Below are 24,472 nucleotides of genomic sequence, written 5' to 3'. Positions count from 1 at the left end.
ATGACCCGTTCATTACGCGTCCTCTATATCGGCCTGTTCCTGGTGGTGCTGCTGGCCCTGGGCGCCTGGTCGCTGCGCAGTTTCTTCGGCTTCAGCACCAACGCCGACGCCACCGTGCTCAATGGTCGCTGGACCAAAGCCGTCGAGACCCACTACGACGACGAGTTCCCGATCAAGCGCATCGGCACCAACCTGTGGGCGGCGCTGGACTACAAGCTGTTCAATGAAGGCCGCCCTGGCGTGGTGCTGGGCCGCGATCACTGGTTGTACAGCGACGAGGAATTCAACCCCGCCGTCAACGAAGACCAGAACCTGCAAGGCAACTACGCGCTGGTCGAAGGCGTGCGTCAGAAACTGAAGGCCCAAGGCATTCAACTGGTGATGGCGATTGTGCCAGCCAAGGTGCGCCTGTACCCGGAACACCTGGGTGAAGTGAAACCGGCCAGCATCCACGCCAACCTGTATGACGACTTCCACGCCCGTGTCGCGGCCGACAAGATCATCGCCCCGGACCTACTCGGCCCGCTGCAACAGGCCAAGCTAGGCGGCAAGCAAGTGTTCTTGCGCACTGACACCCACTGGACCCCGGACGGTGCCGAAATCGCCGCCAAGCAATTGGCCAAGACCATCGCCGACAAGACCCCGCTGAGCGGCGAGCCACAACGTTTCGTCACCGAGGCCGAGCACACCGCGCCGCACAAAGGCGACCTGCGTCTGTTCCTGCCGCTGGACCCGCTGTTTGAAAACCTGATGCCGCCGAAAGAGCCGTTGGAAAAACGCGTGACGCACCTGGCCGAAACCAAAGGTGACGACGCCCTGTTCAGCGACAGCGAAACCCCAGTGGCCCTGGTGGGCACCAGCTACAGCGCCAACCCCAACTGGAACTTCGTCGGCGCCCTCAAGCAAGCCCTGGGTAGCGACGTGGTCAGCTACGCCGAAGACGGCCACGGCCCGATCCTGCCGATGCTCAGCTACCTGAAAAGCGATGACTTCAAGAACAGCCCGCCCCAGGTGCTGATCTGGGAGTTTCCTGAACGTTATCTGCCCGTGAACAACGAAATCGGTGATGCCGACCCAGCGTGGGTTGCGCAGCTTAAACAAGCCGGTTCGCGCCAACAGAACATGGCTATCAACACTAAATCCGAGACGCCCGACCGGGCGCAAAACTGAAAGAGAGGTAACTCACATGACTTTCACTACAACTCCTCGTCGTCTCGCTAAAACCCTGGCTATCGCGGCCGGCCTGAGCTTCGTATCGATGTCCGCCTTCGCCGGTGGCGACGCCGCTCTCTACGGCCCTACCGCGCCAAAAGGCTCGAGCTTCGTGCGGATCTACAACGCCAGCAACCAGGAAGTCAGCGCCACCGTCGGCGCCACCAACCTGAGCGACGTTGCGCCACTGGCCAGCAGCGACTTCAGCTTCATGCCCGGCGGTGACTACAGCGCCAAGGTCGGCAGCCAGACCGTGCCGGTCAAACTCGCCCCGGACCACTACTACACCCTGGTCAACAGCGGCAGCGGCCAGCCACAACTGATCGAAGAGCCACCGTTCAAAAACAAGCAGAAGTCCCTGGTGCGCGTGCAGAACCTCAGCGACAAGGCCCTGACCTTGAAGACGGCTGACGGCAAGACCGATGTGGTCAAGGCAGTCGCTGCCAAAGGCCGTGGCGAGCGTGAAATCAACCCGGTGAAAGTGAGCCTGGCGTTGTATGACGGTGACAAGAAAGTTGGCGATGTGAAGCCCGTGGCCCTGGAGCGTGGTGAGGCAGCGGTGCTGTACGTCACCGGCTCCGGTTCGAGCCTGTCGCCAGTCTGGGTGAAACGCCCCGTGTCGACCCGCTAAACCATTTTCCGGGTTGGTTAAGACCAACCCGGACCGAGACAAAAACAAGAGTGAAACGACAAACCTTCGTAGCTCTGACCCAAATCGATTCAAGGAGAAACACCCATGATCCCAGTAATCCTTTCCGGTGGTAGCGGCTCACGTCTTTGGCCGCTTTCCCGTAAACAGTTCCCTAAACAATTCCTGGCCCTGACCGGCGAGCACACGCTGTTCCAGCAAACCCTGGAACGCCTGGTGTTCGAAGGCATGGACACCCCGATCGTGGTCTGCAACAAGGACCACCGCTTTATCGTCAACGAGCAACTGGCCGCGCGTAAGCTGGAAAGCCAGCGCATCCTGATGGAGCCGTTCGGCCGCAACACTGCGCCGGCCGTGGCCCTCACCGCGATGATGCTGGTCAATGAAGGCCGCGACGAGTTGATGCTGGTGCTGCCCGCCGACCACGTGATCGACGACCAGAAAGCCCTGCAACGCGCCCTGGCCCTGGCCACCGTGGCCGCCGAGCGCGGCGAGATGGTGCTGTTCGGCGTACCGGCCACCCGTCCGGAAACCGGTTATGGCTACATCAAGTCCACCGCTGATTCGCTGCTGCCCGAGGGCGTGAGCCGCGTGCAACAGTTCGTGGAAAAACCTGACGAAAAACGCGCCATCGAGTTCGTCAAAAGCGGCGGTTACTTCTGGAACAGCGGCATGTTCCTGTTCCGCGCCAGCCGTTTCCTCGAAGAACTGAAAAAGCACGACCCGGACATCTACGACACCTGCCTGCTGACCCTGGAGCGCAGCGAGCAAGATGCTGACACCGTGTCCTTCGACGAAGCCACCTTCGCCTGCTGCCCGGACAATTCCATCGACTACGCCGTGATGGAAAAAACCCAGCGCGCCTGCGTGGTGCCGTTGAGTGCCGGTTGGAGCGACGTGGGTTGCTGGGCGTCGCTGTGGGCCGTCAACGACAAAGACGTGCACGGCAACGTGAGCAAAGGCGACGTGGTGATCCAGGACAGCCGCAACTGCATGATCCACGGCAACGGCAAACTGGTGTCGGTGATCGGCCTGGACAATATCGTGGTGGTGGAAACCAAGGACGCGATGATGATTGCCCACAAGGACAAGGTCCAGGGCGTCAAGCAGATGGTCTCGACCCTCAACGACCAGGGCCGCAGCGAAACCCAGAACCACTGCGAAGTCTATCGTCCGTGGGGCTCCTACGACTCGGTGGACATGGGCGGGCGTTTCCAGGTCAAGCACATCTCGGTCAAACCGGGCGCGTGCCTGTCGCTACAGATGCACCACCACCGCGCCGAACACTGGATCGTGGTCAGCGGCACCGCCGAAGTGACCTGTGACGAGAACGTGTTCCTGCTCACCGAGAACCAGTCCACCTACATCCCGATCGCCTCGGTGCACCGCCTGCGCAACCCGGGCAAGATCCCGTTGGAGATCATCGAAGTGCAATCGGGCAGCTACCTGGGCGAAGACGATATCGAGCGCTTTGAAGATATCTATGGTCGCTCGACGCCGGTTGAACGTGGCGTGTCGGTGAAAACTATCGCGCAGTAAAATAGTCCTAAAAGAAGCCCCCGTCCAGCCGGCTGCGTCCCCTATCCGCAGCCGGTTGGGCGGGGGCTTTTTTAGTTCACAGGCCGTCTAAGCCTATGCGCGACCGCCCCAGTTATTGGGGTCATAGGCGTTGTAATTCCCTGTATTGTTAGTGCTGTCATTCGCGCTGCCATATTTATCCTTGCCATACTCCTCAACCGCCCTGCCCCCCCAGACCATCGCCCCGCCGACAACCTTCGCCGCTGCGCCACCACTGTTCGCAACTTTCGCTCCAACCCCCTGCATTGCCGCGCCAGCCACCGTTATGGCTGCCCCCTTTGTCTCATCACTAACATGCATCGCCGTTGAAAAGTGCGAATTGACGTGGTTGCTGATGCCTCGCATAACCGTTTGGCGAAGGTTCGTCAGCCCCATATTTTGCATACGGGGTAAATGCGTGCCGACTTCTTCCTTCAGCGTTTGAGGAATTGCTCCCGGCGCAGCGGATGCGGGCGCGGGTGCAGGGGGGACAAAAGGAGTGAGTACAGCTGCAAGGGTATTTGATACGGTCATAGAACATCTCACTTCGTAAGACTACGGTTGGTTTCCTTCATGGCTTACCGTGCATTTCCGTGCTCAAACTAAGTGTAAAAATGTTCCAGACCAGTTCCTCGGATAAAGCCCTACGTGCTGTATAGGCCGTTACGCTCTTGCAGCGCCGGCGAATTTGTCGGCACCGACCTCCTGGGCAACCTTACCCCCCACGATCATCGCGGCGCCCAAGACTTTGGACAACGTACCACCGTTGTTGGCCATCTTTTGTCCCGCCTCTTGGGCTGCCATGCCGCCCACTGCAATACCGAACCCTTTGGCGTGCTTGACGTTCATGCCGCTGTTGCGTAGTTCCGTTGAAGGTGCTTGCAGCAGGGTTTGCCCCAAGCTTGTAAGCTTCTGGTTCTGCATACGACCAGACGGGAGTGAGCCCGGCTCTTTATTCACTGGCTTGGACGCTCCGGCAGCGTCCGCCGTGGGCGCTCGCTGGGCTGTAATAAGAGAGGTCACTACTGAAGCAAGGGCAGTGGTGACGGCCGGTACAAGAATGGCTGAAGCAATCATAGTGAGTCTCGCTTGATCAGACTGTGGTTAACATCGTCCTGGATAATCTGGAATTTCCCTATGCTGGTTCTGTGGAACAGATCCGTTGTCAGGTTCCCTCACAAACGAAAACTGATACTGCAATAGGCGTCGGGCCCACCCCGCAGGTAGGATGTTTTATCCGCATATGAGGTTGTCACCATGTTCTTCGGCGTCCTACTGATCATCACCTGGCTGGTCCTGTTGCTGCGCTACCCGGCCAAAGCCTTGCCGGTGTCGTTGGCTGCCGCCGTCGGCCTGGGGTTCGTGGCAATCTGGGTGGTCTGGCTGGACAACCGCGAAGCCTCCCAACTGGCCCGCCTGGAGCTGCGCATCATCTACGCCGCCGACGAATGCCCCGCCGACCGACCGCTCAAACTGACGCTGAACAACGGCAACGATGTGCCGCTCACCGAGTTGCGCTGGCGCGTCGCTGCGTATGCGCCGGGCGATACGGTGAACCTCGCCGACAACGTCTACGCCGCGCCACGCTATCGCGGCCCCGGTGAGTTGCAAGCCGGCGCCACCTGGGAAGACTGCCTGCCCACTCCGCCCTTGCGCCCCGGCTACCGCGCGCAAACCCTGGAATTTCGCGCCGAGCACCTGCAAGGCAGTTTCTCGGACTGATTAAGGATCGATCCATGCCCAACGTACTCATCACCGGTTGTTCCAGCGGCATTGGCCGTGCCTTGGCGGATGCCTTCAAAGCAACCGGCTACACCGTCTGGGCCAGCGCCCGCCGCCCCGAAGATGTCGCCGCCCTCGCCACGGCGGGCTTCAACGCCGTTGAACTGGATGTCAACGACAGCGCTGCCCTACGGCGCCTGGCCGAGCAATTGGGCGAATTGGATGTGCTGATCAACAACGCCGGTTATGGCGCCATGGGTCCGTTGCTCGACGGCGGCACCGAAGCGATGCAACGTCAATTCGAAACCAACGTGTTTTCCATCGTCGGCGTGACCCAGGCGTTGTTCCCGGCCCTGCGCCGCAGCCAGGGATTGGTGGTGAACATCGGCAGTGTTTCCGGTGTGCTGGTAACGCCGTTTGCGGGCGCCTACTGCGCGTCGAAAGCGGCCGTGCACGCCTTGAGCGATGCGCTGCGCATGGAACTGGCACCCTTTGGCGTGCGGGTGATGGAGGTGCAGCCAGGGGCTATTGATACGAGCTTCGCCAGAAACGCCGGGGCCCAGGCCGAACTGTTGATCAACGAACAGTCCCCCTGGTGGCCGCTGCGCGACGGCATCCGCGCCCGCTCCCAGGCCTCGCAAGACAACCCTACCCCGGCCCACCGGTTTGCCGCGCAAGTGCTCAAGGGCGTACAGCAACCCGCGCCACCGCGTTTGCTGCGCGCCGGAAATGGCAGCCGAGCGTTACCGTTGATGGCCGCGTTACTGCCCAAAGGTTTATTGGAGCGCGTTTTGAAGAAACGCTTTGGATTGGAACGGAGTTTGTGATGATCGACTACAGCGACTTTTTTGAAGAAGTGATCCAGACCCACGTCGAGATCGAGCAATGGTTTGCCGGGGTTGCGCCCGAGGGCACCTTGCAGAACTTGCTAGCCCGTTTCTCCCCGGAATTCAGCATGGTCGCCCCGGCGACCGGCACACGGGTCAACGCGGCCGGAGTCAACGCCCTGTTTACACGGTTGGGCGGCATGCGCCCGGGGTTGAAAATCACCTTGAGCGAGATGGCCGGTATCGATCGCCATGCGCGTGGCGCTACGGTGACTTATCGCGAACATCAGATCGATGACAGCGGTACACAGACGGACCGCCGTGCCACGGTGGTGTTCGAGAAGCAGGCCAGTGGTGCGTTACTGTGGCGGCATCTGCATGAAACGTTTATAGCGCAATGACATAGCTATCAGGCCATGTCCTACAAAAAACAGCGAACAGCCTGACATCACTTAAAGGAATCAATCCCCAGGCTCTTTCACCTCTGTCTGCTCACAGGTGAAAGGATGCCTAGGGATTTTCTGCAAAGCGGTGTGCCGCAAGCGCACACCACCACTCGCCAGCGGCTGAACAGCCTGCTGGACCTCCCCAAACTCTATCGAACAATCGACGCCGACCCGGACATCGTCGGCGCCGGCGTGGTGCATATCGGCAGTGACTACCAAGTGACGGTGCTGCGTGAATTTGTGCCGTTGTGCAGCATCAGGCCCAAACGTGTGATTTTGCGGGAGGTGCCGGGGCCTGTGATGACTGGGGAGGAGTATGCGCAGTTGGCGGCGGGGTCGCCGCGTGAGTCTCAGCTGTGGCGGGAGGCGTCGGGGATGGCTCTATCCTGCGCAGGGGCTGCGATTGGAATCGTGGTGGCAAAGGCAGGCATCGCGACGGCTCCACTCAGTGCAGGTTCCAGCCTGACCGTCTCTTATATTGCCTACACAGCCGCCGCTGCCAGTGGTGTGCAATGTGCCAATGGCTTATGGCGAACCTACAAAGAACTCACTAACCCGGCAGAAAACGATTATTACGACAGCCTGAGCTGGTATCAGACAATGACCTTGGCCCTGGACGGCATCTCATTGGTGGGCGCAGGTAGCACGACATTTGTCACGATAAAGACAGTCATGATGGTCAAAAGCACAACGGGCCGCGATCTGACTGACATTTTGAGGCGAATGAGCCGCCAGGAACGCGCAAAGCTGACAAACGAAGTGCTGCGCCTGCAAAACCCTCGTCACCCCCGCGAAATGATCCGTTTAAAGCAGCTGGCCGGAAAACTTCCCAAACGTTTCAGCAATGCCCAGATACGTCAGGACATTCTCATTCAAATTGCCGATCAGTTGGCTGGCGCTTTTGCTGTAGCCGGCAGCGTTCTATCAGGAAACATCAACCACCTCGTCATCGCACTCTATGAGGAGTTCGACAGCCATGAGCACTAAAAACGGCCCGATGCCAGCACCGGGAACATTGAGCAGTTACACCAGGCGTTTTGCTTTCACGGCAGGGACTGCGGTGGCCATGATCTTGGCCAGCAGTTCAGGCAACCTGTCACATAGCCTGTCCTACTACGCCCGAATCAACTACCTGCCCAGCGAATATGCGATAGCGGCGTGCTTTTCATTGATATTGGCAATGTGCATCGGGTTAGCGCTGGTCGCGGCGGGCTTACGTTCAGGGCCTCCTCTACTGGTGGGCGTCGCAACATTGAACGCGTTACTGTCGACTGGCTACTTAGGGAATCATCCCATTACTCTGTTTGCAGTATTTCCGTTGTTTCAATCTCTGGTTTGCCTGCTGATGCTCAACACAAGAAACCACCGCCGATACGTCAGTATGTTGAGGGTCAAACGCCGTCGCAAAGTCAGAACCAAAATGCTCTGGCAATAACCGACCTCAATCTGCTGATAACTCCCGCACGATCACCGTGCAAGTAATCCCCGCCGCCAACAACACCCCTTCCGGCACTTCATCGATATGAATCCGCACCGGCACCCGCTGGGCCAGGCGCACCCAGTTGAAGGTCGGGTTCACATCGGCGATCAGCTCGCGGCTTTCGGGGTTGTCGCGGTCGTAGATGCCGCGCGAGATGCTTTCCACATGGCCCTTCAGGGTCTCGCCGCTCATCAATTGCATATCGGCTTTATCGCCAACCTTGACGTGGGGCAGCTTGGTTTCTTCGAAGAAGCCATACACCCAGAACGAGTTCATATCCACCACGGCCATCTTGGCCTCACCGATGCGCGCATAGTCGCCGCGATGCACATTGAGGTTGGTGACGTAACCATCGACGGCCGCCACCACTTGGGTGCGTTTCAAATTGAGTTCGGCGGCTTCCAGCTGCGCAAGCGCGTGTTGGTAATCGGCCAACGCCGAGTCGGCGATGTTGCTGGCGTCGTCGCGGTTTTCCTTGGAGATCACCAGCGCATCGAGGTCGGCACGGCGATGGGCGTTGACCTTGCGCATTTCCCACGTGGCTTTGCGCGACGCCACCAGCGATTGCGCCTGCTTGACCGCAATGCGGTAGTGCTCGGGGTCAATCTGCATCAGCAGGTCACCCTTTTTCACCAACTGGTTGTCACGCACCGGTACGTCGACCACTTCGCCGGTGACGTCGGCGGCGACGTTGATGATGTCCGCGCGCACACGGCCGTCACGGGTCCACGGGGTTTGCATGTAGTGCACCCACAACGTGCGACCAATCCAGATGGCCAAGGCCAATACCAGCAAGGTCGCAAGCAGGCTGAAAAACTTTTTCATCAGGGCATTCTCAACGGTAGACGGTCAGCGCCAGGGCGCCGAACAGGCAAACGAACAGGCTCAGGCGCAGCAATGCCGGATGCCAGAAAAAACGGTACAGGTCGAAGCCGGCCAGAAAGCGATCCAGCGCCCAGGCCAGCACGGCCGCAATCACGAACATCAGGGTCATGGTCGGCATGTACACGCCGTGGAAGGCGATTTCACGGGGCATGCGGAGATCCTTTAAGGGCAGCCAGCGGCGATTGCGGGTCCAGCAGCGAGGTGCGGATAAAGTGCAGGTAGCTTTTCACCCGGCGCAGGGCCGAGGTGTCGAAGTGCGGGGCGAAGGGTTCGTCGGTGGCCTGCACGCGGCTGATCGCATGGTCGACCGCGATCAGGCCACGCTCCAGGTTGCTCGCGCTGGGTTGCAGGAACAGCCGCACCAGCGAGCGGCCCATCACGCGGATGGCCTGGCGCCACGGCTGGGATTCGGCGTACGCCGGATGCACCGGCAGAATCGCCTGTTCCTTGCGCAACTCGATGATCGCGTGGCCGACTTCCAGCACCACAAACATCCAGCGCAGCAGGTCGCGCTGCACTTGCGGCTGGCCGACCGCGAGGCCGTAGGCCTGGTGCAGCAAATCGCGAGTGCGGCTTTCGAAACTCGACGCCAAGCCCTTGAGCTTGCCGCTGATTGCATACACCACTTGCTCGCGCAGGTCTTGCTCCAACCGGCGCCACAACCAGCGACTGTTGGGCGGTAGGATGATCGCCCCCGCCGCCGCGCACACCAGCATGCCGATGACCATGGCGATGTAGTCGTTGATGAAGGTGTAGGGGTTGTAGACCGTCAGGTTGTCTGGCACCGAGCCGGTGCTGAAGAAGATCAGCAGCCCCACGCCGACACCCGCGTATTGCGGGCGCGAAGCGAGGAACGCGCCAAAGATGATCACCGGCGCAAGCATTACGCACAGCAGCGGGAAGCCGTCGATCCAGGGGAACACGAAGAACATTTCGACAAAGCCCACCAGGGCCCCGATCAAGGTTCCGCACGCCATCTGGAACGCCATGCGTTTCGGGTTCGGCGTGGCGGCGGACAAGCCCACCGTAGCGGCTGCGATCAAGGTCATGGTCGCGCCGCTGGGCCAGGCGGTGGCCACCCAATAGCTGCCCAAGACGATGAGGATGAATGACGCGCGAATCCCCGAGGCGGCGCAGGCCAGCCAGTTGGTCTTGGGGGTGAAGGTTTCGTCCCACTGCTCGCGCTCATGGCTGTGATCCGCCAGGGACGCGTGGGTTTGCGCGTAGTTGTGCACATCATCAACGAAGCGATAAAGCAGCTCGTAGGCGGTGTGGAAATCCAGCTGTTCGGCTTCGCTCGGGTGCTCTTCCTGAAAGGCCGCACGCAGGCTGCGGACCTTGGCGGGCAGGCCGTCCTTGTAGGCGCTGAGTTGGTTGACCAAGCGTGCCGCGTCCGGGCTGGTGAGCGCGCGGCCGGAGAAGCCATCGAGCAGTTCGGCAAGATCCTGCAGGCCGGGTTTGATGGCCGCGACCACATGGTCCGCTTCATCGGTGCGCAATCGCTCCAGCAATTGGTGCAAGGCATTGAAGCGTGTGGTGATGCTCATGAACTCGCTGTTGAGGCGACTGAGCCGGCCGTTGCGCCGACGCATGTGTGGGTCTTCAAACACCGTGATGCTGCGCAGCCCTTCCAGACCCACGGCTTCGGCGATAAACCGCACGTTGCTGGCCTCGAAACCCTCACGCTGGCTGCGCCCACGCAGGCCGTCGGTGACGAACAGCGCAAACACGCCGAAGCGCTGGTACAAGGCGTTGCGCATGGCGGCACTGCTGGTTTGCGGCAGGATCGCGGCACTCACCAGGGTGGAACACAGAATCCCCAGGGAGATTTCCAGCACCCGCCACACCGCCGCCATGAAGGCGCCGTCCGGATGCGCCAGGGCCGGCAGCCCGACCATCGCCGCCGTATAACCGGCCAGCACAAAACCATAGGCGCGAAAGTTGCGATTGCGCGTGGCACCGGCGGTGCAGATGCCCACCCAGATCGCCAAGGCGCCGAGGAACAACTCGGTGTTCTGCGCAAACAAGGCAATCAACAACACCATCACCGCCGACCCCGCCAAGGTGCCAAGGAAGCGATAAAAACTCTTGGCAAACACCTGGCCGCTTTGCGGCTGCATGACGATAAATACGGTGATCATCGCTGTGCGCGGTTGCGGCAGTTCCAGGCGCATGGCCAGCCACAGCGTCAGGAACGCGGCGACCAGTACCTTGAAGATATACACCCAGGTCACGCCATCGCTGCGTGCCCAGTCGAAAAAACCACGGCGCCACTCAAGGGCATGCAGCCAGCGCAGCGGTGCAGGCAAGGGAGTCATCGCATCCTACTCAGTGATCAAATACGGCCAGCGCCGCTGGGGTCTTGCTCGGAAGGGTCTTGGCGTCTTGCGGCACATCGTTGCCAGCGCCGAGGCCGCCGCCCAGGGCCGTCACCAGTTCGGCGTGGGCGCTCAGGCGAGCGGCTTGCACCTGTTGCTCGATCTGTTGCTGATGAAACAGCAAGGTCTGCGCATTCAGCACATTCAGGTAATCGGTGAGGCCACGTTGATAGGCGATCATCGCGATGTCGTAGGTCTTCTGCGCCGAGGCCACCGACTGCGCGGCGAAGGCGGCTTGCTTGTCCATCGATTCGCGGCGGATCAACTGGTCGCTGATGCCCTTGAGCGCATTGACCAGGGTCTGGTTGTACTGGGCGACAGCGATGTCATAACCGGCGCTGGCTTCGCCCAGTTCCGCACGCAGGCGGCCACCGTCGAAGATCGGCAAAGTGATCGCAGGTCCCACGTTGTAGTTGAATTTCTTGCCCGCCAGGAATTCCAGCATGCCGCCACCGGTGGCCATGTAGCCGAGGCTGCCGACCAGGTCGACGTTGGGGTAGAAACCGGCGTGGGCCACATCGATGCCACGGGCCTGGGCCGCAACTTGCCAGCGGCGGGCAACCACGTCCGGGCGTTGGCCGAGCAACTGCGCGGGCAGGCTCGACGGCAATTTCAACGGTGCGGCCAGGGACAGGCTCGGGCGTTGCAACTGCGCGCCTTCCCCCGGGCCTTTGCCCGCCAGGGCCGCCAGCTGGTTACGGCTCAGGGCGATCTCTTCGTCGAGGGCGTCCAGTTGGCGATGGGTTTCCGGCAACGGGGTTTCGGCCTGGCTGACGTCGAAGTGGGTGCCGATCCCGGCATTCAGGCGCTTGTTGGCCAGGTCGAGGATCTGCTGCTGTTGTGCCAGGGTCGCTGCGGCGATATCGCGGTTGGCGTAATGCAACGAAAACTGGATATAGGCGCGCACCACGTTGTTCTGCAATTCGAGTTGGGCCTGGCGCGCTTCGGCGACGCTCATGTGCGCCAGGTCGACCGCACGCTCGGTGGCATTGCTTTCGCGGCCCCACAAGTCGAGGGCGTAGCTCAGGCCAAGGGACGAATTGTTGTCCCAGGTGTTGGCACCGCTCAGCTCGCCGGGACCATAGAACTGATCCTTCGGCCAGTTGTGGCGCTTGAGGGTGGTGTCGCTGTTGATCTGCAGCGACTCGGCTGACTCGGCAACCCCGGCTATGGCCCGCGCCTCACGCACTCGCGCGGCGGCCATGGCCAGGCTCGGGCTGTGTTGCGTGGCCAGGTCGATCCAGCGGTTCAGTTGCGGGTCGCCGTAGGCTTGCCACCATTGCCCGGTGGGCCAGCGGGCGTCCTGGGCGGCGCTCTGGATGGCTTCGTCGGTGGCCAGGTGGTTGGCGTCGAGAGATTGGCCTTGTGGGGCGATTCCTCCGGTTCCGATGCAGCCGCTGATTGCTAACGATAAAGCCCAGACACTGAGAGTCTTCAGCTCTCTGTTGATGCGACGCGGCACGGCAGGCGACTTCCTGAGGTGGTGGTGCGGGGTAGGTGGCGCAATTCTAGGGGGCGGCATGAAGGACGATAAGCTGGTATTCCTGTGAATCTTTGTTACCGTTCAGGCGATAATCCGTTGGTAGGGATCACTGGACGGCGTAACTTTCTGTCACAATTTGTTATCTCCCCTGAGAACACTCCATGGACACTTTGCAAAACATGCGCGCCTTCAGTTGCGTGGCCGAAGCTGGCAGCTTCACCGCCGCCGCCGTGCAACTGGATACCACCACGGCCAATGTGTCGCGCGCGGTCTCCAACCTTGAGGCCCATCTGCAAACCCGCTTGCTCAATCGCACCACCCGCCGCATCGCGCTGACCGAGGCCGGCAAACGTTATCTGCTGCGCTGCGAACAGATCCTGGCCTATGTCGAGGAAGCCGAGGCCGAGGCCAGCGACGCCCACGCGCGCCCCGCCGGGCAGTTGAAAGTGCACACCATGACCGGTATCGGCCAGCACTTCGTCATTGATGCGATTGCGCGCTACCGCCGCACCCATCCGGACGTGACCTTCGACCTGACCCTGGCCAACCGTGTGCCGGACCTGCTCGATGAGGGCTACGACGTCTCCATCGTGCTGGCCAGCGAGTTGCCGGACTCGGGTTTTGTCTCCCAGCGCCTGGGCATTACTTACAGCATCGCGTGTGCCTCGCCGGATTACGTCAAGGCCAAAGGTTGCGCGCAGCGCCCACAGGATTTGCTCAACCATGCCTGCCTGCGCTTGGTCAGCCCGGTGATCCAGCTGGACAAATGGACCTTCAACGGCCCCGAAGGCCAGGAAAGCGTGGCGATCAACACCTCGCCGTTCCTGGTGAACTCCGCCGATGCGATGAAAACCGCGATCACCAGCGGCATGGGCGTCGGCCTGTTACCCGTGTACGCGGCCATCGAAGGCCTGCGCAACGGCACCCTGGTGCGGGTGATGCCCAACTACCGTTCCCAGGAACTGAACCTGTACGCCATCTATCCGTCGCGCCAATACCTGGATGCGAAGATCAAGACCTGGGTGGAATACTTGCGCGGTTCGCTGCCGGAAATTCTGGCGGCGCACCAGGCGGAACTGGTGGCGTATGAGTTGAGTGGCAGCCTCAGCGGCGTGCGGATGGCGAACTGACAATCCGCAACAGGAATGTTAGCGTGCTTGGCATTCTTCCGTAGTCGATGAGCCCGCCTGCAATGAAAAAGACTGTCCTCGCCTTCAGCCGCGTCACCCCGGAAATGATCGAACGCCTGCAACAGGATTTCGAGGTGATCGCGCCCAACCCCAAGCTGGGCGACCTCAACGCTCAATTCAATGAAGCCCTGCCCCACGCCCACGGCCTGATCGGCGTGGGCCGCAAGCTGGGGCGTGAACAGTTGCAGGGCGCGAGCAAGCTGGAAGTGGTGTCCAGCGTGTCGGTGGGCTACGACAACTACGATGTGGCGTACTTCAACGAACGCGGGATCATGCTCACCAACACCCCCGACGTGCTTACCGAAAGCACCGCTGACCTGGCCTTCGCCCTGCTCATGAGCAGCGCCCGCCGAGTGGCCGAGTTGGACGCCTGGACCAAGGCCGGCCAGTGGAAAGCCAGCGTCGGCGCGCCGTTATTCGGTTGCGACGTGCATGGCAAAACGCTGGGCATCGTCGGCATGGGCAACATCGGTGCGGCCGTGGCGCGGCGTGGGCGCCTGGGTTTCAACATGCCGATCCTGTACAGCGGCAACAGCCGCAAGCCAGCCCTGGAGCAGGAACTGGGCGCACAGTTTCGCAGCCTCGATCAGTTGCTGGCCGAGGCGGATTTCGTCTGCCTGGTGGTGCCGTTGAGCGACAAGACCCGTCACCTGATCAGCACCCGCGAGCTGGGCTTGATGAAGTCCAGCGCGATCCTGATCAACATCTCCCGTGGCCCGGTAGTCGACGAGCCGGCGCTGATCGAAGCCCTGCAAAACCAGCGCATCCGTGGCGCCGGGCTGGATGTGTATGAGCAGGAGCCTCTGGCAGAGTCGCCGCTGTTCCAACTGAGCAATGCCGTGACCTTGCCGCACATCGGCTCGGCCACCCACGAAACCCGTGAAGCCATGGCCAACCGCGCCCTGGAAAACCTGCGCAGCGCCCTGCTGGGCCAACGCCCGCAGGACCTGGTGAACCCGCAGGTGTGGAAGGGCTGACTTTAAGGGCCCATGCCCCTAAAGCATGGGCCTCTCAAGTCGATAACCTTCCATAGATCGTCATCCCTGATCCACAGAAGGTTTTTATGTCCACCACCAAAGCCCGCGCAGACTCACTTTCGCTTCTGCTCTTTACCTTGCGCAGCGGCAAGCTGATGGCGATCAACCTGCTGAAAGTCAGCGAAATCATTCCCTGCCCGCCGCTGACCAAGCTGCCGGAGTCCCACCCCCACGTCAAAGGCATCGCCACCCTGCGCGGTAACTCGCTGGCGGTGATCGACCTGAGCCGCGCCCTCGGCGAAATGCCGTTGGCAGACCCCGACGGCGGCTGCCTGATCGTCACCGACGTAAGCCGCTCCAAGCAAGGGTTGCACGTGCAAGCGGTGAGCAAGATCGTGCATTGCCTGACCACCGACATCCGTCCGCCGCCCTATGGTTCTGGCGGCAACCGCGCGTTCATCACCGGGGTCACCCAGGTGGAAGGCGGCCTGGTGCAGGTGCTGGATATCGAGAAAGTCATCCACGGCATCGCGCCGGCACCCATCGAAGCGGCGCCGACCGACCTGACCATGGAAGAAGCCGAAGTACTCGGCAACGCGCGCATCCTGGTGGTGGACGACAGTCAGGTCGCCCTGCAGCAATCGGTGCACACTCTGCGTAACCTCGGCCTCACCTGCCACACCGCGCGCAGTGCCAAGGAAGCCATCGATGTGTTGCTGGAGCTGCAAGGCACGGTCGAGCAGATCAATGTGGTGGTGTCGGACATCGAAATGTCGGAAATGGACGGCTACGCCCTGACCCGCACCCTGCGCGAAACTCCGGATTTCCAACACCTCTATGTACTGCTGCACACCTCCCTGGACAGCGCGATGAACAGCGAAAAAGCCCGCTTGGCCGGCGCCGACGCAGTACTTACCAAATTCTCATCGCCAGAGCTGACCAAGTGCCTGGTGGTGGCCGCGCAAACGGTGGCGCAAAAAGGCCTGTGAGCGATTATTTCCAACTGCTGCGGCGCGACCTCACTGGCAGCCTGCCCGCCCCGCAATGGCCAGCCGGGGTGCAGCTGGACCACTACCGAGACGACCTGGCGCCAGCGATTCATGCCGTGTTGTGCCTGACCCAGGAACAGGGCGGCGGTCGCGTGCCCAACCTGGAAACCTGGCGACACCAATTCACCACCGATGCCGAGTTCGATCCCACCCTGTGCCTGGTGGTCAGCAACAACGACGGCATTCTCGGCGTGGCCCAATGCTGGACCAGTGCCTTTATCAAGAACCTCTCCATTCACCCTTGCGCCCAAGGCCAAGGGCTGGGGCGTGCCCTGTTGCTGCACAGCTTCCAGGTGTTCAAGCAACGCGGTGAGCCCTATGTGGACCTCAAGGTGCTGGAGAGCAATGGGCGTGCTCGCCAGCTGTATGAAAGCGCGGGGATGACATTTGTCCTACGCGACTTAGTCAGTCAGGACTGACACGCACTGGCGTGTAACTTGCTTCCAGAGAGCGAATCGGTGAACAGAGGTAAAAACCCGTCACCGTTCTTGCGTGCCCTCTGACCTAGCCTGGTGACAGATCCGCCATGAATACTCAATTTTCCTGCGTCGGTTGCGGCAAATGCTGCTCCGACCACCACGTGCCCCTGACCCTCGCAGAAGCCCGGATGTGGGCGGCGGACGGCGGTAACGTCATCGTTCTGGTGGAAGGTTTCCTGGGCAATGGCCTGGGCCTGCCCCAGCAGCAACGCGAACATGCCGAGCGCCGTTCGGTGGTGGTGCCCAGCGGCAATACCGAGGCGTTTGTGGCAATCACCTTTGCCGCCTACAACGCCGGGCGCTGCCGGAATCTTGACGACGACAACCGGTGCCGCATCTATGAGCGCCGCCCATTGGTGTGCCGCATCTACCCGATGGAAATCAATCCGCATATCCCGTTGAACCCCGCCGCCAAGGATTGCCCGCCAGAATCCTGGGAACAGGGGCCGGCGCTGATCGTCGGCGGTGAGCTGATGGACCAGGAACTGGCTGAACTGATCCGCCGCTCGCGCCAGGCCGACCGCGACGATGTGCAGACCAAAGAGGCGGTGTGCGCTTTGCTGGGCATTCGCACCACGGCGCTCAAGGGTGATGGCTTTACCGCTTACTTGCCGGACATGGGCGCCTTCGCCCAGGCGATTGAGTTGGCGATGAATCAGCCGTCCGTGGCTAATGAATGGGTGTTCCATGTGTCGGGGCTGGACATCGCCGAGCAGGTGCTGGATGCCGGGGCGCAGATTGCCACCGAGGTGCCGGCCAACTATGCGTTTATCCCGCTACGCGCGGCTTAGACCAGAACTCTCGCGCCAACTGACGCAAATCCTCCGCCAGCGCCGCCACATCGCTTGAGCTGAGCTGGCTCTGCTGCCCGGCGCTGACGGTGGCCTCCCCGGCGTTTCGGATGCCTACAATATTGCGGTTGATGTCTTCGCTCACCGCGCTCTGCTCCTCCACGGCTGTTGCAATCTGCTGGCTCATGGCGGTGATTTGCGTGACGCGCTGGCTGATGCCGTCCAGCGCGGCGGCGGCCCGTTGCGCTTGTTCGACACTGGCCTGGACATGCTCGCTGCTTTGCGCCATGGCCTGCACAGCATCCCGCGCGCCGCCTTGCAGGGTGCTGATCATGCGCTGGATTTCATCGGTCGATTGCTGGGTGCGCTGGGCCAGGCCGCGTACTTCATCGGCCACCACGGCAAACCCGCGCCCCTGCTCTCCCGCGCGCGCAGCCTCGATAGCGGCATTCAACGCCAGCAGGTTGGTCTGCTCGGCAATCGTGCGGATCACTTCCAGCACGCTGCTGATCTCGCCGCTGTGGCTTTCCAACTGGTGAATCACCTCAGTCGCCCGCGCCAGTTCCTGGGACAGGCGCAACACGGCATCACGGCTTTGATCCACCCGCTGATGGCCTTCGCGGGTTTCGCTGCCAGCCTGGTCGGCAGCCTTGGACGCCTGCTGCGCGTGGTTGGCCATTTCGGCCACACTGGCGGCCATCTGGTGGATCGCCGCCGCCACTTGGTCGGTCTGGGTTTGCTGATCCAGGCTACTGGCGTGGCTGCTGTCGAGGTGCCGCACCAATTGCGCGGCATGGCCGGACAGGCGCTGGGACGCATCGCCGATACGGCCCACCACAGCGCCCACCTGGGCTTCGAGCATATGCAAGGCAAACTCGACCTGCCCGCACTCGTCGCGGCGTCCGGTGTAGATCGCCTGGCTTATAGGGTTGTCGGCGATACGGCGCGCCCGCGCTTGCAACTGGGCCAGGGGCCGCAGGATCACTTGCACACCCACAGCCCCGACCGCACAGCCCACCAACAGCGCCAGTAATTGCCAAGGCAACGCGTATTCCACCAAGCCCAGGCCCAGCGCCCAGGTCCCACCACAGGTGACGGCGACCCACGCCAGCAGTTTCATGCCCATGCCGATGGCCGGCCACGTCGGGCGCTTGCCGGCTCGCAAGCGCGCGTACGCCCGCTCTGCCAGGGCAATCCTGCGGGCATCCGGCTTGGTGCGCACCGATTGATACTCCACCGTCGCTCCGTCGCGGGTGACCGGCGTGGCATAGGCGCTGACCCAATAGTGATCGCCGTTCTTGCAGCGGTTTTTCACCATGCCCATCCACGACCGCCCGCCCTTGAGGGTTTGCCACATATGGGCAAATGCCTCGGGTGGCATATCCGGGTGACGCAGCACGTTATGCGGCATGCCCAGCAACTCGTCACGGCTATAGCCGCTGATGTCGATGAAATCCTGGTTGGCGTAGGTCATCGCGCTGGTCAGGTCGGTGGTCGAAAGGATGTTGGCGTCGGGGGCAAAGTCCACATTCCGACCGGTGACCGGCAGATTGATCTTCATGGAGAAGCGCGCTCGTGATTGTTGGAGGAGTCGGCAGGGCGTCGACTCTAAGCGCACCGAGAGGGCAAATACTGATCCAGCTCATGTTCCGCGCAATTAATTAGCCATCATTGTGGGTCCAATCGATAAGGCGCAAGGATCCGTTGGTATTCGCCATTGTGCTTGAGCTGTTCGAGGGCGCGGTTGAGCTCCGCGCGTAAGGCCGTGTCGGTATTGCGCAGCGCAATCGCTACGCCATCACCCAACATCTCGGCGGATACGGCGGCGCCCATGAAGTCGAAATCCTCGCCGACTACAGTGTCGAGCAACGCGCTGCGCATTTCGACGGTGCCCTGCAAGGTTGCATCGATATCGCCTGCCACCAGGCTGCGGATCAATTCGTCGTTGAGCCAGAAGCTTTTGATGATCACCCCTTTTCCGGCCCATTGAGTCCGAACGAAGGCTTCGCGATTACTGCCCAGCAATACACCGACTCGCTTGCCTTTGAGGGACGTTGTGGTTGGCGTCAGCCCTGAGTCTCGGCGTGCCACCAGCCGTGTCGTGAAGGGATAGAGGATATCGGTGAAACTCACCCAGCGCCGCCGCTTCGTGGTTGGCGCGATCCCCATGATTGCGTCGAATTGGCGGGCTTCAAGGTCTGTGAAGTTCTCCACCAGCACCTGGTCGACCCAGGTACAGCGCACATTCAACTGCTGGCAAAGGGCATTTCCCAACTCGATATTCAGGCCGACCAACTGCCCTTGCGGATTGCGGCTCTGGAAAGGCGGAAATAGAGCGGCGACGGCGAAACGGATTTCACGTCGCGGTTGATCCAGGCCCGCGACGGCATCCACTGCAAGTAACAGGGCAAGCGCTACACACAGGCGTACAAAGGCCACAGGATACGTCCTTTTCCGGAAAGAGCTCCCTCCTGCCCAGCCGGGTAAAAAATCAGGGCTGGACAGAAACTGTGCAAGCTTTCAAGAAAGGATCGCAGGCCTACAAGCAGAAAGTTCGGCGATCAGCGTAGGCAACGTCCGTGAAACATTTCAGCGAATTATTCTTAACGTTTACCCATGGAGCGGCGAGTGCCCGGCGGTGCCATGCCTGGAGTCTTGGTATGACCGTTCTTGGCGCCGTTCTTGTACCAGGGCTGGGCGTTATTCTTGCTCCCCTCCAGCTCACCCGGCTTGAAAGGAAACTTGAACGCCGGGATCTCGGCTTTTTCAACGCCATCGGCGCTGGCCGAATCGACGAGATCGGTCGCTTCAACAGGGGATTGTGTCGGGGATGTCATGAAAGCTCCGGGGCGTGCAGGAAGTGATGCGGGCACACATTAAGGGCCACGTATGTAGGAAGTATACCTGCGCAACGCAAATCTTTGACCTGCGTCGTACGAGTGGTCAGGCCTTTACTGACGCGGCTGTCAGATAGCGGTCACTTTACTGACCGGGTCCGCAGGCTATAAATACTCACCCCATCTCTTTCCCTTCGTCTTGGCGCCTTACCGCATGCACATTCCTAGAAGAAAAACTGCAGTGATCGTGGGAGTCCTCATCCTACTGGCCGTGGCGGCCTGGGCGCTGACCCGGCCCGCCAAGACCAAGCTGGTCGCCTCCACGGCCGTGCCGGTCCGCGTGATGAAAGTGGTGGAACAGGATTTGCCACGCTACGTCACGGGCATCGGCTCGGTGCTGTCGTTGCACAGCGTGGTCATCCGCCCGCAAATCGACGGCATCCTCACGCGATTGCTGGTCAAGGAAGGGCAACTGGTCAAGGCTGGCGATCTATTGGCGACCATCGATGACCGCTCGATCCGCGCCAGCCTTGACCAGGCCAAGGCGCAACTGGGCGAGAGCCAGGCGCAGTTGCAAGTGGCCGTGGTCAACCTCAAGCGCTACAAGGAACTGAGTGTCGATGACGGCATTTCCAAGCAGACCTATGACCAGCAACAGGCGCTGGTCAACCAGTTGAAAGCGACGATACAAGGTAATCAAGCCGCCATCGACGCGGCCCAGGTACAACTGTCGTACACGCAGATTCGCTCACCGGTCACCGGCCGCGTCGGTATCCGCAGCGTGGATGAAGGCAACTTCCTGCGCATGAGCGATGCCCAGGGGCTGTTCTCGGTCACCCAGATCGACCCGATTGCCATCGAATTCTCTCTGCCGCAACAGATGCTACCGACATTGCAGGGCCTGATCGCGGCCGCTTATCCCGCACGCGTGGACGCCTACCTCGGTGCCGATACCGAAAGTGAAAACTCCGACCTGCTGGGCCAAGGCCGCTTGAGCCTGATCGACAACCAGATCAGCGGCACCACCGGCACCATCCGCGCCAAGGCCGAATTCAGCAACAGCACGCAGAAACTCTGGCCGGGCCAGCTGGTGACGATCAAGATCCAGACCGCCCTCGACCGCAACGCCCTGGCAGTGCCGCCCAGCGTTGTGCAACGCGGCCTGGACTCGCACTTCGTGTACCGCGTCAACGGCGACAAGGTCGACATCGTGCCGGTGCAAGTGGTGTATCAGGACAGCGACCGCAATATCCTCAAAGGTGTTCAGGTCGGCGATGTGCTGGTCAGCGATGGCCAGTCGCGGCTCAAGGCCGGCGCCAAGGTCGAAATTCTCAAGGAGCCACCCCAGGCGATCCAGACCGCTGACGCCAAGGTGCAGCCATGACGACATCGCGGGGCTCGATTTCCGCCTGGTGCATCGACCGTCCGGTCGCCACCCTGTTGCTGACCTTCGCCCTGGTGCTGCTCGGACTGATTGCCTTTCCCAAGCTGCCTATCGCCCCGTTGCCGGAAGCCGAATTTCCGACGATCCAAGTGACCGCGCAACTGCCCGGCGCCAGCCCCGACACCATGGCATCGTCGATTGCGACCCCGCTGGAGGTGCAGTTCAGCGCCATCCCCGGCATGACCCAGATGACGTCCAGCAGTGCTTTGGGCTCCACCTTGCTGACCCTGCAATTTACCCTCGATAAGAGCATCGACACCGCTGCGCAGGAAGTGCAGGCCGCCATCAACACCGCCGCCGGCAAACTGCCGAGTGACATGCCGAGTCTGCCGACCTGGCGTAAGGTCAACCCGGCAGACAGCCCGGTGCTGATCGTCAGTGTCAGCTCCCATGACATGCCCGGCACCGAACTGAGCGATCTGGTGGAAACCCTGCTGGCCCGGCAGATCAGCCAGATCGACGGCGTCGGCCAGATCAACATTACCGGCCAGCAACGCCCGGCGATTCGCGTGCAAGCGTCTCCCGACAAGCTCGCCGCCATCGGCTTGACCCTGGCCGACATCCGCCTGGCGATCCAGCAATCGAGCCTGAACCTGGCAAAAGGTGCGTTGTATGGCAAGAACAGCGTGTCCACCCTGGCAACCAACGACCAACTGTTCCACCCGGATGAATACGGCGACCTGATCGTTTCCTACAAGAACGGCGCCCCCGTTCAACTGCGCGACGTGGCCAAGGTGGTTGATGGTTCGGAAAACGCCTACGTTCAGGCCTGGGCCGTGGACACACCCGGCGTCAACCTGGTGATCACCCGCCAGCCCGGCGCCAACATTGTCGAGACCGTGGAGCGCATCCAGGCCCGAACTGCCGCGCCTGGAGGCCATGCTGCCGGCCTCGGTGCAGGTCAGCGTGTTGATGGACCGCACCACCACCATCCGCGCCTCGCTGCACGAAGTGGAAATGACTCTGCTGATCGCCGTGTTGCTGGTGATCGGCGTCATGGCGATTTTCCTGCGCCAGTGGTCGGCAACCGTGATTGTGTCCAGCGTACTGGGCGTGTCGTTGATCGCCAGTTTTGCCTTGATGTATGTGATGGGCTTCAGCCTGAACAACCTGACCCTGGTCGCCATCGTGGTGGCCGTGGGGTTTGTGGTGGACGATGCGATTGTGGTGGTGGAGAACATCCATCGCCACCTTGAGACAGGGCTGGACAAACGCGAGGCGGCAATCAAGGGCTCCAGCGAAATTGGCTTTACGGTGGTGTCCATCAGCGTGTCCCTGGTGGCGGCGTTCATCCCGCTGCTGTTCATGGGCGGCGTGGTCGGCAGGCTGTTCAAGGAGTTTGCCTTGACCGCCACCTCGACCATCCTGATTTCCGTGGTGGTGTCCCTGACACTCGCGCCGACCCTGGCCGCATTGTTCATGAATGCGCCCAGCCATCGTCCCCATGACAAACCCGGCTTTGGTGAAAGGCTGCTGGCAGCCTACGAAAGAACCCTGCGCCGCGCCCTGGCCCACCAACGCACCATGGCCGGCATTTTCATGCTGACCCTGGCGCTGGCCGTGGCCGGCTATGTGTTTATCCCCAAGGGATTCTTCCCGGTACAAGACACCGGTTTCATCCTCGGCACCAGCGAGGCGGCTGCGGACGTGTCTTACCCGGACATGGTCGAAAAGCACAAGGCGCTGGCTGAGATCATGAAGGCTGATCCGGCTGTGCGCGCGTTCTCCCATTCCGTCGGCGTGACCGGTAGCAACCAGACCATCGCCAACGGTCGCTTCTGGATTTCCCTTGTTCCCCGAGGCGACCGGGATGTGTCCGCCAGCCAATTCATCGATCGCATCCGCCCCAAGCTGGCCAAAGTGCCGGGCATCGTGCTGTACCTGCGTGCGGGCCAGGACATCAACCTAAGCTCGGGCCCCAGCCGTAGCCAATACCAGTACGTACTCAAGAGTAACGACGGCGCGACGCTGAATACCTGGACCCAGCGCCTGACCGAGAAATTGCGCTCCATACCCGCGTTCCGCGATATCTCCAACGACCTGCAACTGGGCGGCAGCATTACCCACATCACCATCGACCGCCGCGCCGCCGCACGTTTCGGCCTGACCGCCACCGACGTCGACCAGGCACTTTACGACGCCTTCGGCCAACGCCAGGTCAATGAGTTCCAGACCGAAATCAACCAGTACCAGGTGGTGCTGGAACTGGACACGCAGCAGCGCGGCAAGGCCGAAAGCCTGAATTACTTCTACCTACGTTCGCCGCTGACCAATGAAATGGTGCCGTTGTCGGCGGTCGCCAGCGTCGATGCGCCTACGGTCGGGCCTTTGTCCATCAGTCACGACGGCATGTTCCCGGCCGCCAACCTGTCGTTCAACCTGGCGCCCGGTGTGGCGTTGGGCGACGCGGTGATCCTGCTCAACCAGGCGAAAAACGAAATCGGCATGCCCGCCTCGATCATCGGCAACTTCCAGGGGGCGGCGCAGGCGTTCCAGAGTTCGCTGGCCAGCCAACCCTGGTTGATCCTCGCGGCGCTGGTGGCGGTCTACATCATTCTCGGTGTGCTGTATGAAAGCTTCGTGCACCCGCTGACGATCATCTCGACGTTGCCCTCTGCCGGCCTGGGCGCCCTGATCATGTTGTGGCTGTTGGGCCAGGACTTCTCGATCATGGCGCTGATCGGCCTGGTGCTGTTGATCGGTATCGTCAAGAAGAACGGTATCCTGCTGATCGACTTCGCCCTGGACGCCCAGCGCACACGGGGGCTGTCGCCCCATGATGCGATCTTCGAAGCATGTATCACACGGTTCCGGCCGATCATCATGACCTCATTGGCCGCATTGCTCGGCGCCCTGCCCCTGATGCTCGGCTATGGCGCCGGTGCGGAACTGCGCCAGCCGCTGGGTATCTCGGTGGTCGGCGGCCTGCTGGTGAGCCAGGCGCTGACGCTGTTCACCACGCCGGTCATATACTTGTACCTTGAGAAGTTTTTCCACAAGCCCAAACCAACGCCTGCGTTGGCGGCCACACAATGAGGCTGAGGCCCCGGCCTGGAGCAAAAGGCT

Annotated in this window: 23 protein-coding genes and 2 pseudogenes; 15 read left to right on the top strand and 10 right to left on the bottom strand. The window is 61.3% G+C overall.

The genetic code is table 11. The features are described from left to right. The 3 genes from AYR47_RS12185 to AYR47_RS12175 all read left to right on the top strand — a co-directional run bounded on the left by AYR47_RS12185 (position 1) and on the right by AYR47_RS12175 (position 3,400). A complete protein-coding gene (locus AYR47_RS12185; protein WP_033899562.1) occupies positions 1 to 1,170 on the top strand; it encodes an alginate O-acetyltransferase in 1,170 nt (389 codons plus the stop codon). A gap of 16 nt (positions 1,171 to 1,186) precedes the next feature. Then, positions 1,187 to 1,843 carry an alginate O-acetyltransferase AlgF gene (locus AYR47_RS12180; RefSeq protein WP_033899560.1) on the top strand — a complete coding sequence of 219 codons (657 nt, stop codon included), beginning with the start codon at positions 1,187 to 1,189 and terminating at the stop codon, positions 1,841 to 1,843. A gap of 105 nt (positions 1,844 to 1,948) precedes the next feature. Beyond that, entirely contained in the window at positions 1,949 to 3,400 is a 1,452-nt protein-coding gene (locus tag AYR47_RS12175) for a mannose-1-phosphate guanylyltransferase/mannose-6-phosphate isomerase (protein WP_033899557.1), read from the top strand. Positions 3,401 to 3,493: 93 nt separating this feature from the next. Here the strand turns inward: AYR47_RS12175 and AYR47_RS12170 are convergent, their stop codons facing one another. Then, the gene (locus tag AYR47_RS12170) at positions 3,494 to 3,952 is read right to left on the bottom strand and encodes a hypothetical protein (protein ID WP_156487794.1); all 459 of its coding nucleotides are present in this window, start codon (positions 3,950 to 3,952) and stop codon (positions 3,494 to 3,496) included. Between the two features lie 129 nt (positions 3,953 to 4,081). After that, the gene (locus tag AYR47_RS32555) at positions 4,082 to 4,495 is read right to left on the bottom strand and encodes a hypothetical protein (RefSeq protein ID WP_156487793.1); all 414 of its coding nucleotides are present in this window, start codon (positions 4,493 to 4,495) and stop codon (positions 4,082 to 4,084) included. A gap of 180 nt (positions 4,496 to 4,675) precedes the next feature. On the opposite strand from AYR47_RS32555, the gene AYR47_RS12160 reads away from it, so the two are divergent. The 5 genes from AYR47_RS12160 to AYR47_RS12140 all read left to right on the top strand — a co-directional run bounded on the left by AYR47_RS12160 (position 4,676) and on the right by AYR47_RS12140 (position 7,848). Beyond that, positions 4,676 to 5,140: a hypothetical protein gene (locus tag AYR47_RS12160; protein ID WP_033899547.1), complete on the top strand. Its 465-nt coding sequence runs from the start codon at positions 4,676 to 4,678 to the stop codon at positions 5,138 to 5,140. 14 nt (positions 5,141 to 5,154) lie between these two features. Next, entirely contained in the window at positions 5,155 to 5,967 is an 813-nt protein-coding gene (locus AYR47_RS12155; RefSeq protein ID WP_061435374.1) for an SDR family oxidoreductase, read from the top strand. After that, positions 5,967 to 6,368, top strand: coding sequence for a hypothetical protein (locus AYR47_RS12150; RefSeq protein ID WP_061435372.1), 402 nt, complete (start codon positions 5,967 to 5,969; stop codon positions 6,366 to 6,368). The genes AYR47_RS12155 and AYR47_RS12150 overlap by 1 nt, the downstream gene beginning before the upstream one ends. Positions 6,369 to 6,473: 105 nt before the next feature. Next, positions 6,474 to 7,400, top strand: coding sequence for a hypothetical protein (locus AYR47_RS12145; RefSeq protein ID WP_061435370.1), 927 nt, complete (start codon positions 6,474 to 6,476; stop codon positions 7,398 to 7,400). Beyond that, positions 7,390 to 7,848, top strand: a complete 459-nt coding sequence (locus AYR47_RS12140) for a hypothetical protein (protein ID WP_235165492.1) — start codon at positions 7,390 to 7,392, stop codon at positions 7,846 to 7,848. Before AYR47_RS12145 ends, AYR47_RS12140 begins: the two co-directional genes overlap by 11 nt. A 6-nt stretch (positions 7,849 to 7,854) precedes the next feature. On the opposite strand, the gene AYR47_RS12135 is transcribed toward AYR47_RS12140, so the two are convergent. Genes AYR47_RS12135 through AYR47_RS12120 form a run of 4 tightly spaced genes read right to left on the bottom strand, consistent with a single transcriptional unit; the run spans position 7,855 to position 12,618 of the window. After that, a complete protein-coding gene (locus AYR47_RS12135) occupies positions 7,855 to 8,718 on the bottom strand; it encodes an efflux RND transporter periplasmic adaptor subunit (protein WP_061435368.1) in 864 nt (287 codons plus the stop codon). A 10-nt stretch (positions 8,719 to 8,728) separates the two neighbouring features. After that, positions 8,729 to 8,929 carry a DUF1656 domain-containing protein gene (locus tag AYR47_RS12130; protein WP_061435367.1) on the bottom strand — a complete coding sequence of 67 codons (201 nt, stop codon included), beginning with the start codon at positions 8,927 to 8,929 and terminating at the stop codon, positions 8,729 to 8,731. Continuing rightward, positions 8,919 to 11,096, bottom strand: coding sequence for an FUSC family protein (locus tag AYR47_RS12125; RefSeq protein ID WP_061435366.1), 2,178 nt, complete (start codon positions 11,094 to 11,096; stop codon positions 8,919 to 8,921). The genes AYR47_RS12130 and AYR47_RS12125 overlap by 11 nt, the downstream gene beginning before the upstream one ends. A gap of 10 nt (positions 11,097 to 11,106) precedes the next feature. After that, positions 11,107 to 12,618, bottom strand: coding sequence for an efflux transporter outer membrane subunit (locus tag AYR47_RS12120; RefSeq protein WP_061435365.1), 1,512 nt, complete (start codon positions 12,616 to 12,618; stop codon positions 11,107 to 11,109). A gap of 182 nt (positions 12,619 to 12,800) precedes the next feature. Here AYR47_RS12120 and AYR47_RS12115 point away from each other — a divergent pair, with 182 nt between their 5' ends. The 5 genes from AYR47_RS12115 (at position 12,801) to AYR47_RS12095 (ending at position 17,125) form a co-directional block, all read left to right on the top strand. Next, positions 12,801 to 13,769, top strand: coding sequence for a LysR family transcriptional regulator (locus AYR47_RS12115; protein ID WP_016974978.1), 969 nt, complete (start codon positions 12,801 to 12,803; stop codon positions 13,767 to 13,769). A gap of 62 nt (positions 13,770 to 13,831) precedes the next feature. Next, positions 13,832 to 14,806 (top strand): 2-hydroxyacid dehydrogenase, encoded by a 975-nt coding sequence (locus AYR47_RS12110; protein WP_033899525.1) that lies wholly within the window; start codon positions 13,832 to 13,834, stop codon positions 14,804 to 14,806. 86 nt (positions 14,807 to 14,892) lie between these two features. Beyond that, entirely contained in the window at positions 14,893 to 15,795 is a 903-nt protein-coding gene (locus AYR47_RS12105; RefSeq protein ID WP_016974976.1) for a chemotaxis protein CheV, read from the top strand. Further along, the gene (locus tag AYR47_RS12100; RefSeq protein WP_061435364.1) at positions 15,792 to 16,274 is read left to right on the top strand and encodes a GNAT family N-acetyltransferase; all 483 of its coding nucleotides are present in this window, start codon (positions 15,792 to 15,794) and stop codon (positions 16,272 to 16,274) included. The genes AYR47_RS12105 and AYR47_RS12100 overlap by 4 nt, the downstream gene beginning before the upstream one ends. A 107-nt stretch (positions 16,275 to 16,381) precedes the next feature. Further along, positions 16,382 to 17,125, top strand: a complete 744-nt coding sequence (locus AYR47_RS12095) for a YkgJ family cysteine cluster protein (protein ID WP_061435363.1) — start codon at positions 16,382 to 16,384, stop codon at positions 17,123 to 17,125. On the opposite strand, the gene AYR47_RS12090 is transcribed toward AYR47_RS12095, so the two are convergent. The 4 genes and pseudogenes from AYR47_RS12090 to AYR47_RS12080 form a co-directional block, all read right to left on the bottom strand. After that, positions 17,103 to 18,251: a methyl-accepting chemotaxis protein gene (locus tag AYR47_RS12090; RefSeq protein ID WP_420492064.1), complete on the bottom strand. Its 1,149-nt coding sequence runs from the start codon at positions 18,249 to 18,251 to the stop codon at positions 17,103 to 17,105. The genes AYR47_RS12095 and AYR47_RS12090 overlap by 23 nt on opposite strands. A gap of 153 nt (positions 18,252 to 18,404) precedes the next feature. Further along, positions 18,405 to 18,599, bottom strand: a pseudogene (locus tag AYR47_RS33395) (PAS domain-containing protein); the annotation flags it as partial. Between the two features lie 194 nt (positions 18,600 to 18,793). Continuing rightward, a complete protein-coding gene (locus tag AYR47_RS12085; protein WP_061435360.1) occupies positions 18,794 to 19,564 on the bottom strand; it encodes a transporter substrate-binding domain-containing protein in 771 nt (256 codons plus the stop codon). A 164-nt stretch (positions 19,565 to 19,728) separates the two neighbouring features. Continuing rightward, positions 19,729 to 19,962: a hypothetical protein gene (locus AYR47_RS12080; RefSeq protein WP_033899501.1), complete on the bottom strand. Its 234-nt coding sequence runs from the start codon at positions 19,960 to 19,962 to the stop codon at positions 19,729 to 19,731. Between the two features lie 214 nt (positions 19,963 to 20,176). On the opposite strand from AYR47_RS12080, the gene AYR47_RS12075 reads away from it, so the two are divergent. Together AYR47_RS12075 and AYR47_RS12070 are read left to right on the top strand one after the other, a co-directional pair. Continuing rightward, positions 20,177 to 21,346 carry an efflux RND transporter periplasmic adaptor subunit gene (locus AYR47_RS12075; RefSeq protein WP_061435359.1) on the top strand — a complete coding sequence of 390 codons (1,170 nt, stop codon included), beginning with the start codon at positions 20,177 to 20,179 and terminating at the stop codon, positions 21,344 to 21,346. Beyond that, positions 21,343 to 24,442, top strand: a pseudogene (locus tag AYR47_RS12070) (multidrug efflux RND transporter permease subunit). The gene AYR47_RS12075 and the pseudogene AYR47_RS12070 overlap by 4 nt, the downstream one beginning before the upstream one ends. Positions 24,443 to 24,472: the final 30 nt, after the last annotated feature.

This window comes from Pseudomonas azotoformans (assembly GCF_001579805.1).
Lineage (GTDB): Bacteria > Pseudomonadota > Gammaproteobacteria > Pseudomonadales > Pseudomonadaceae > Aquipseudomonas > Aquipseudomonas azotoformans_A.
The sequence above is the reverse complement of the archived record's forward strand: the minus strand, read 5'-3'. Positions and strand labels throughout refer to the sequence as shown.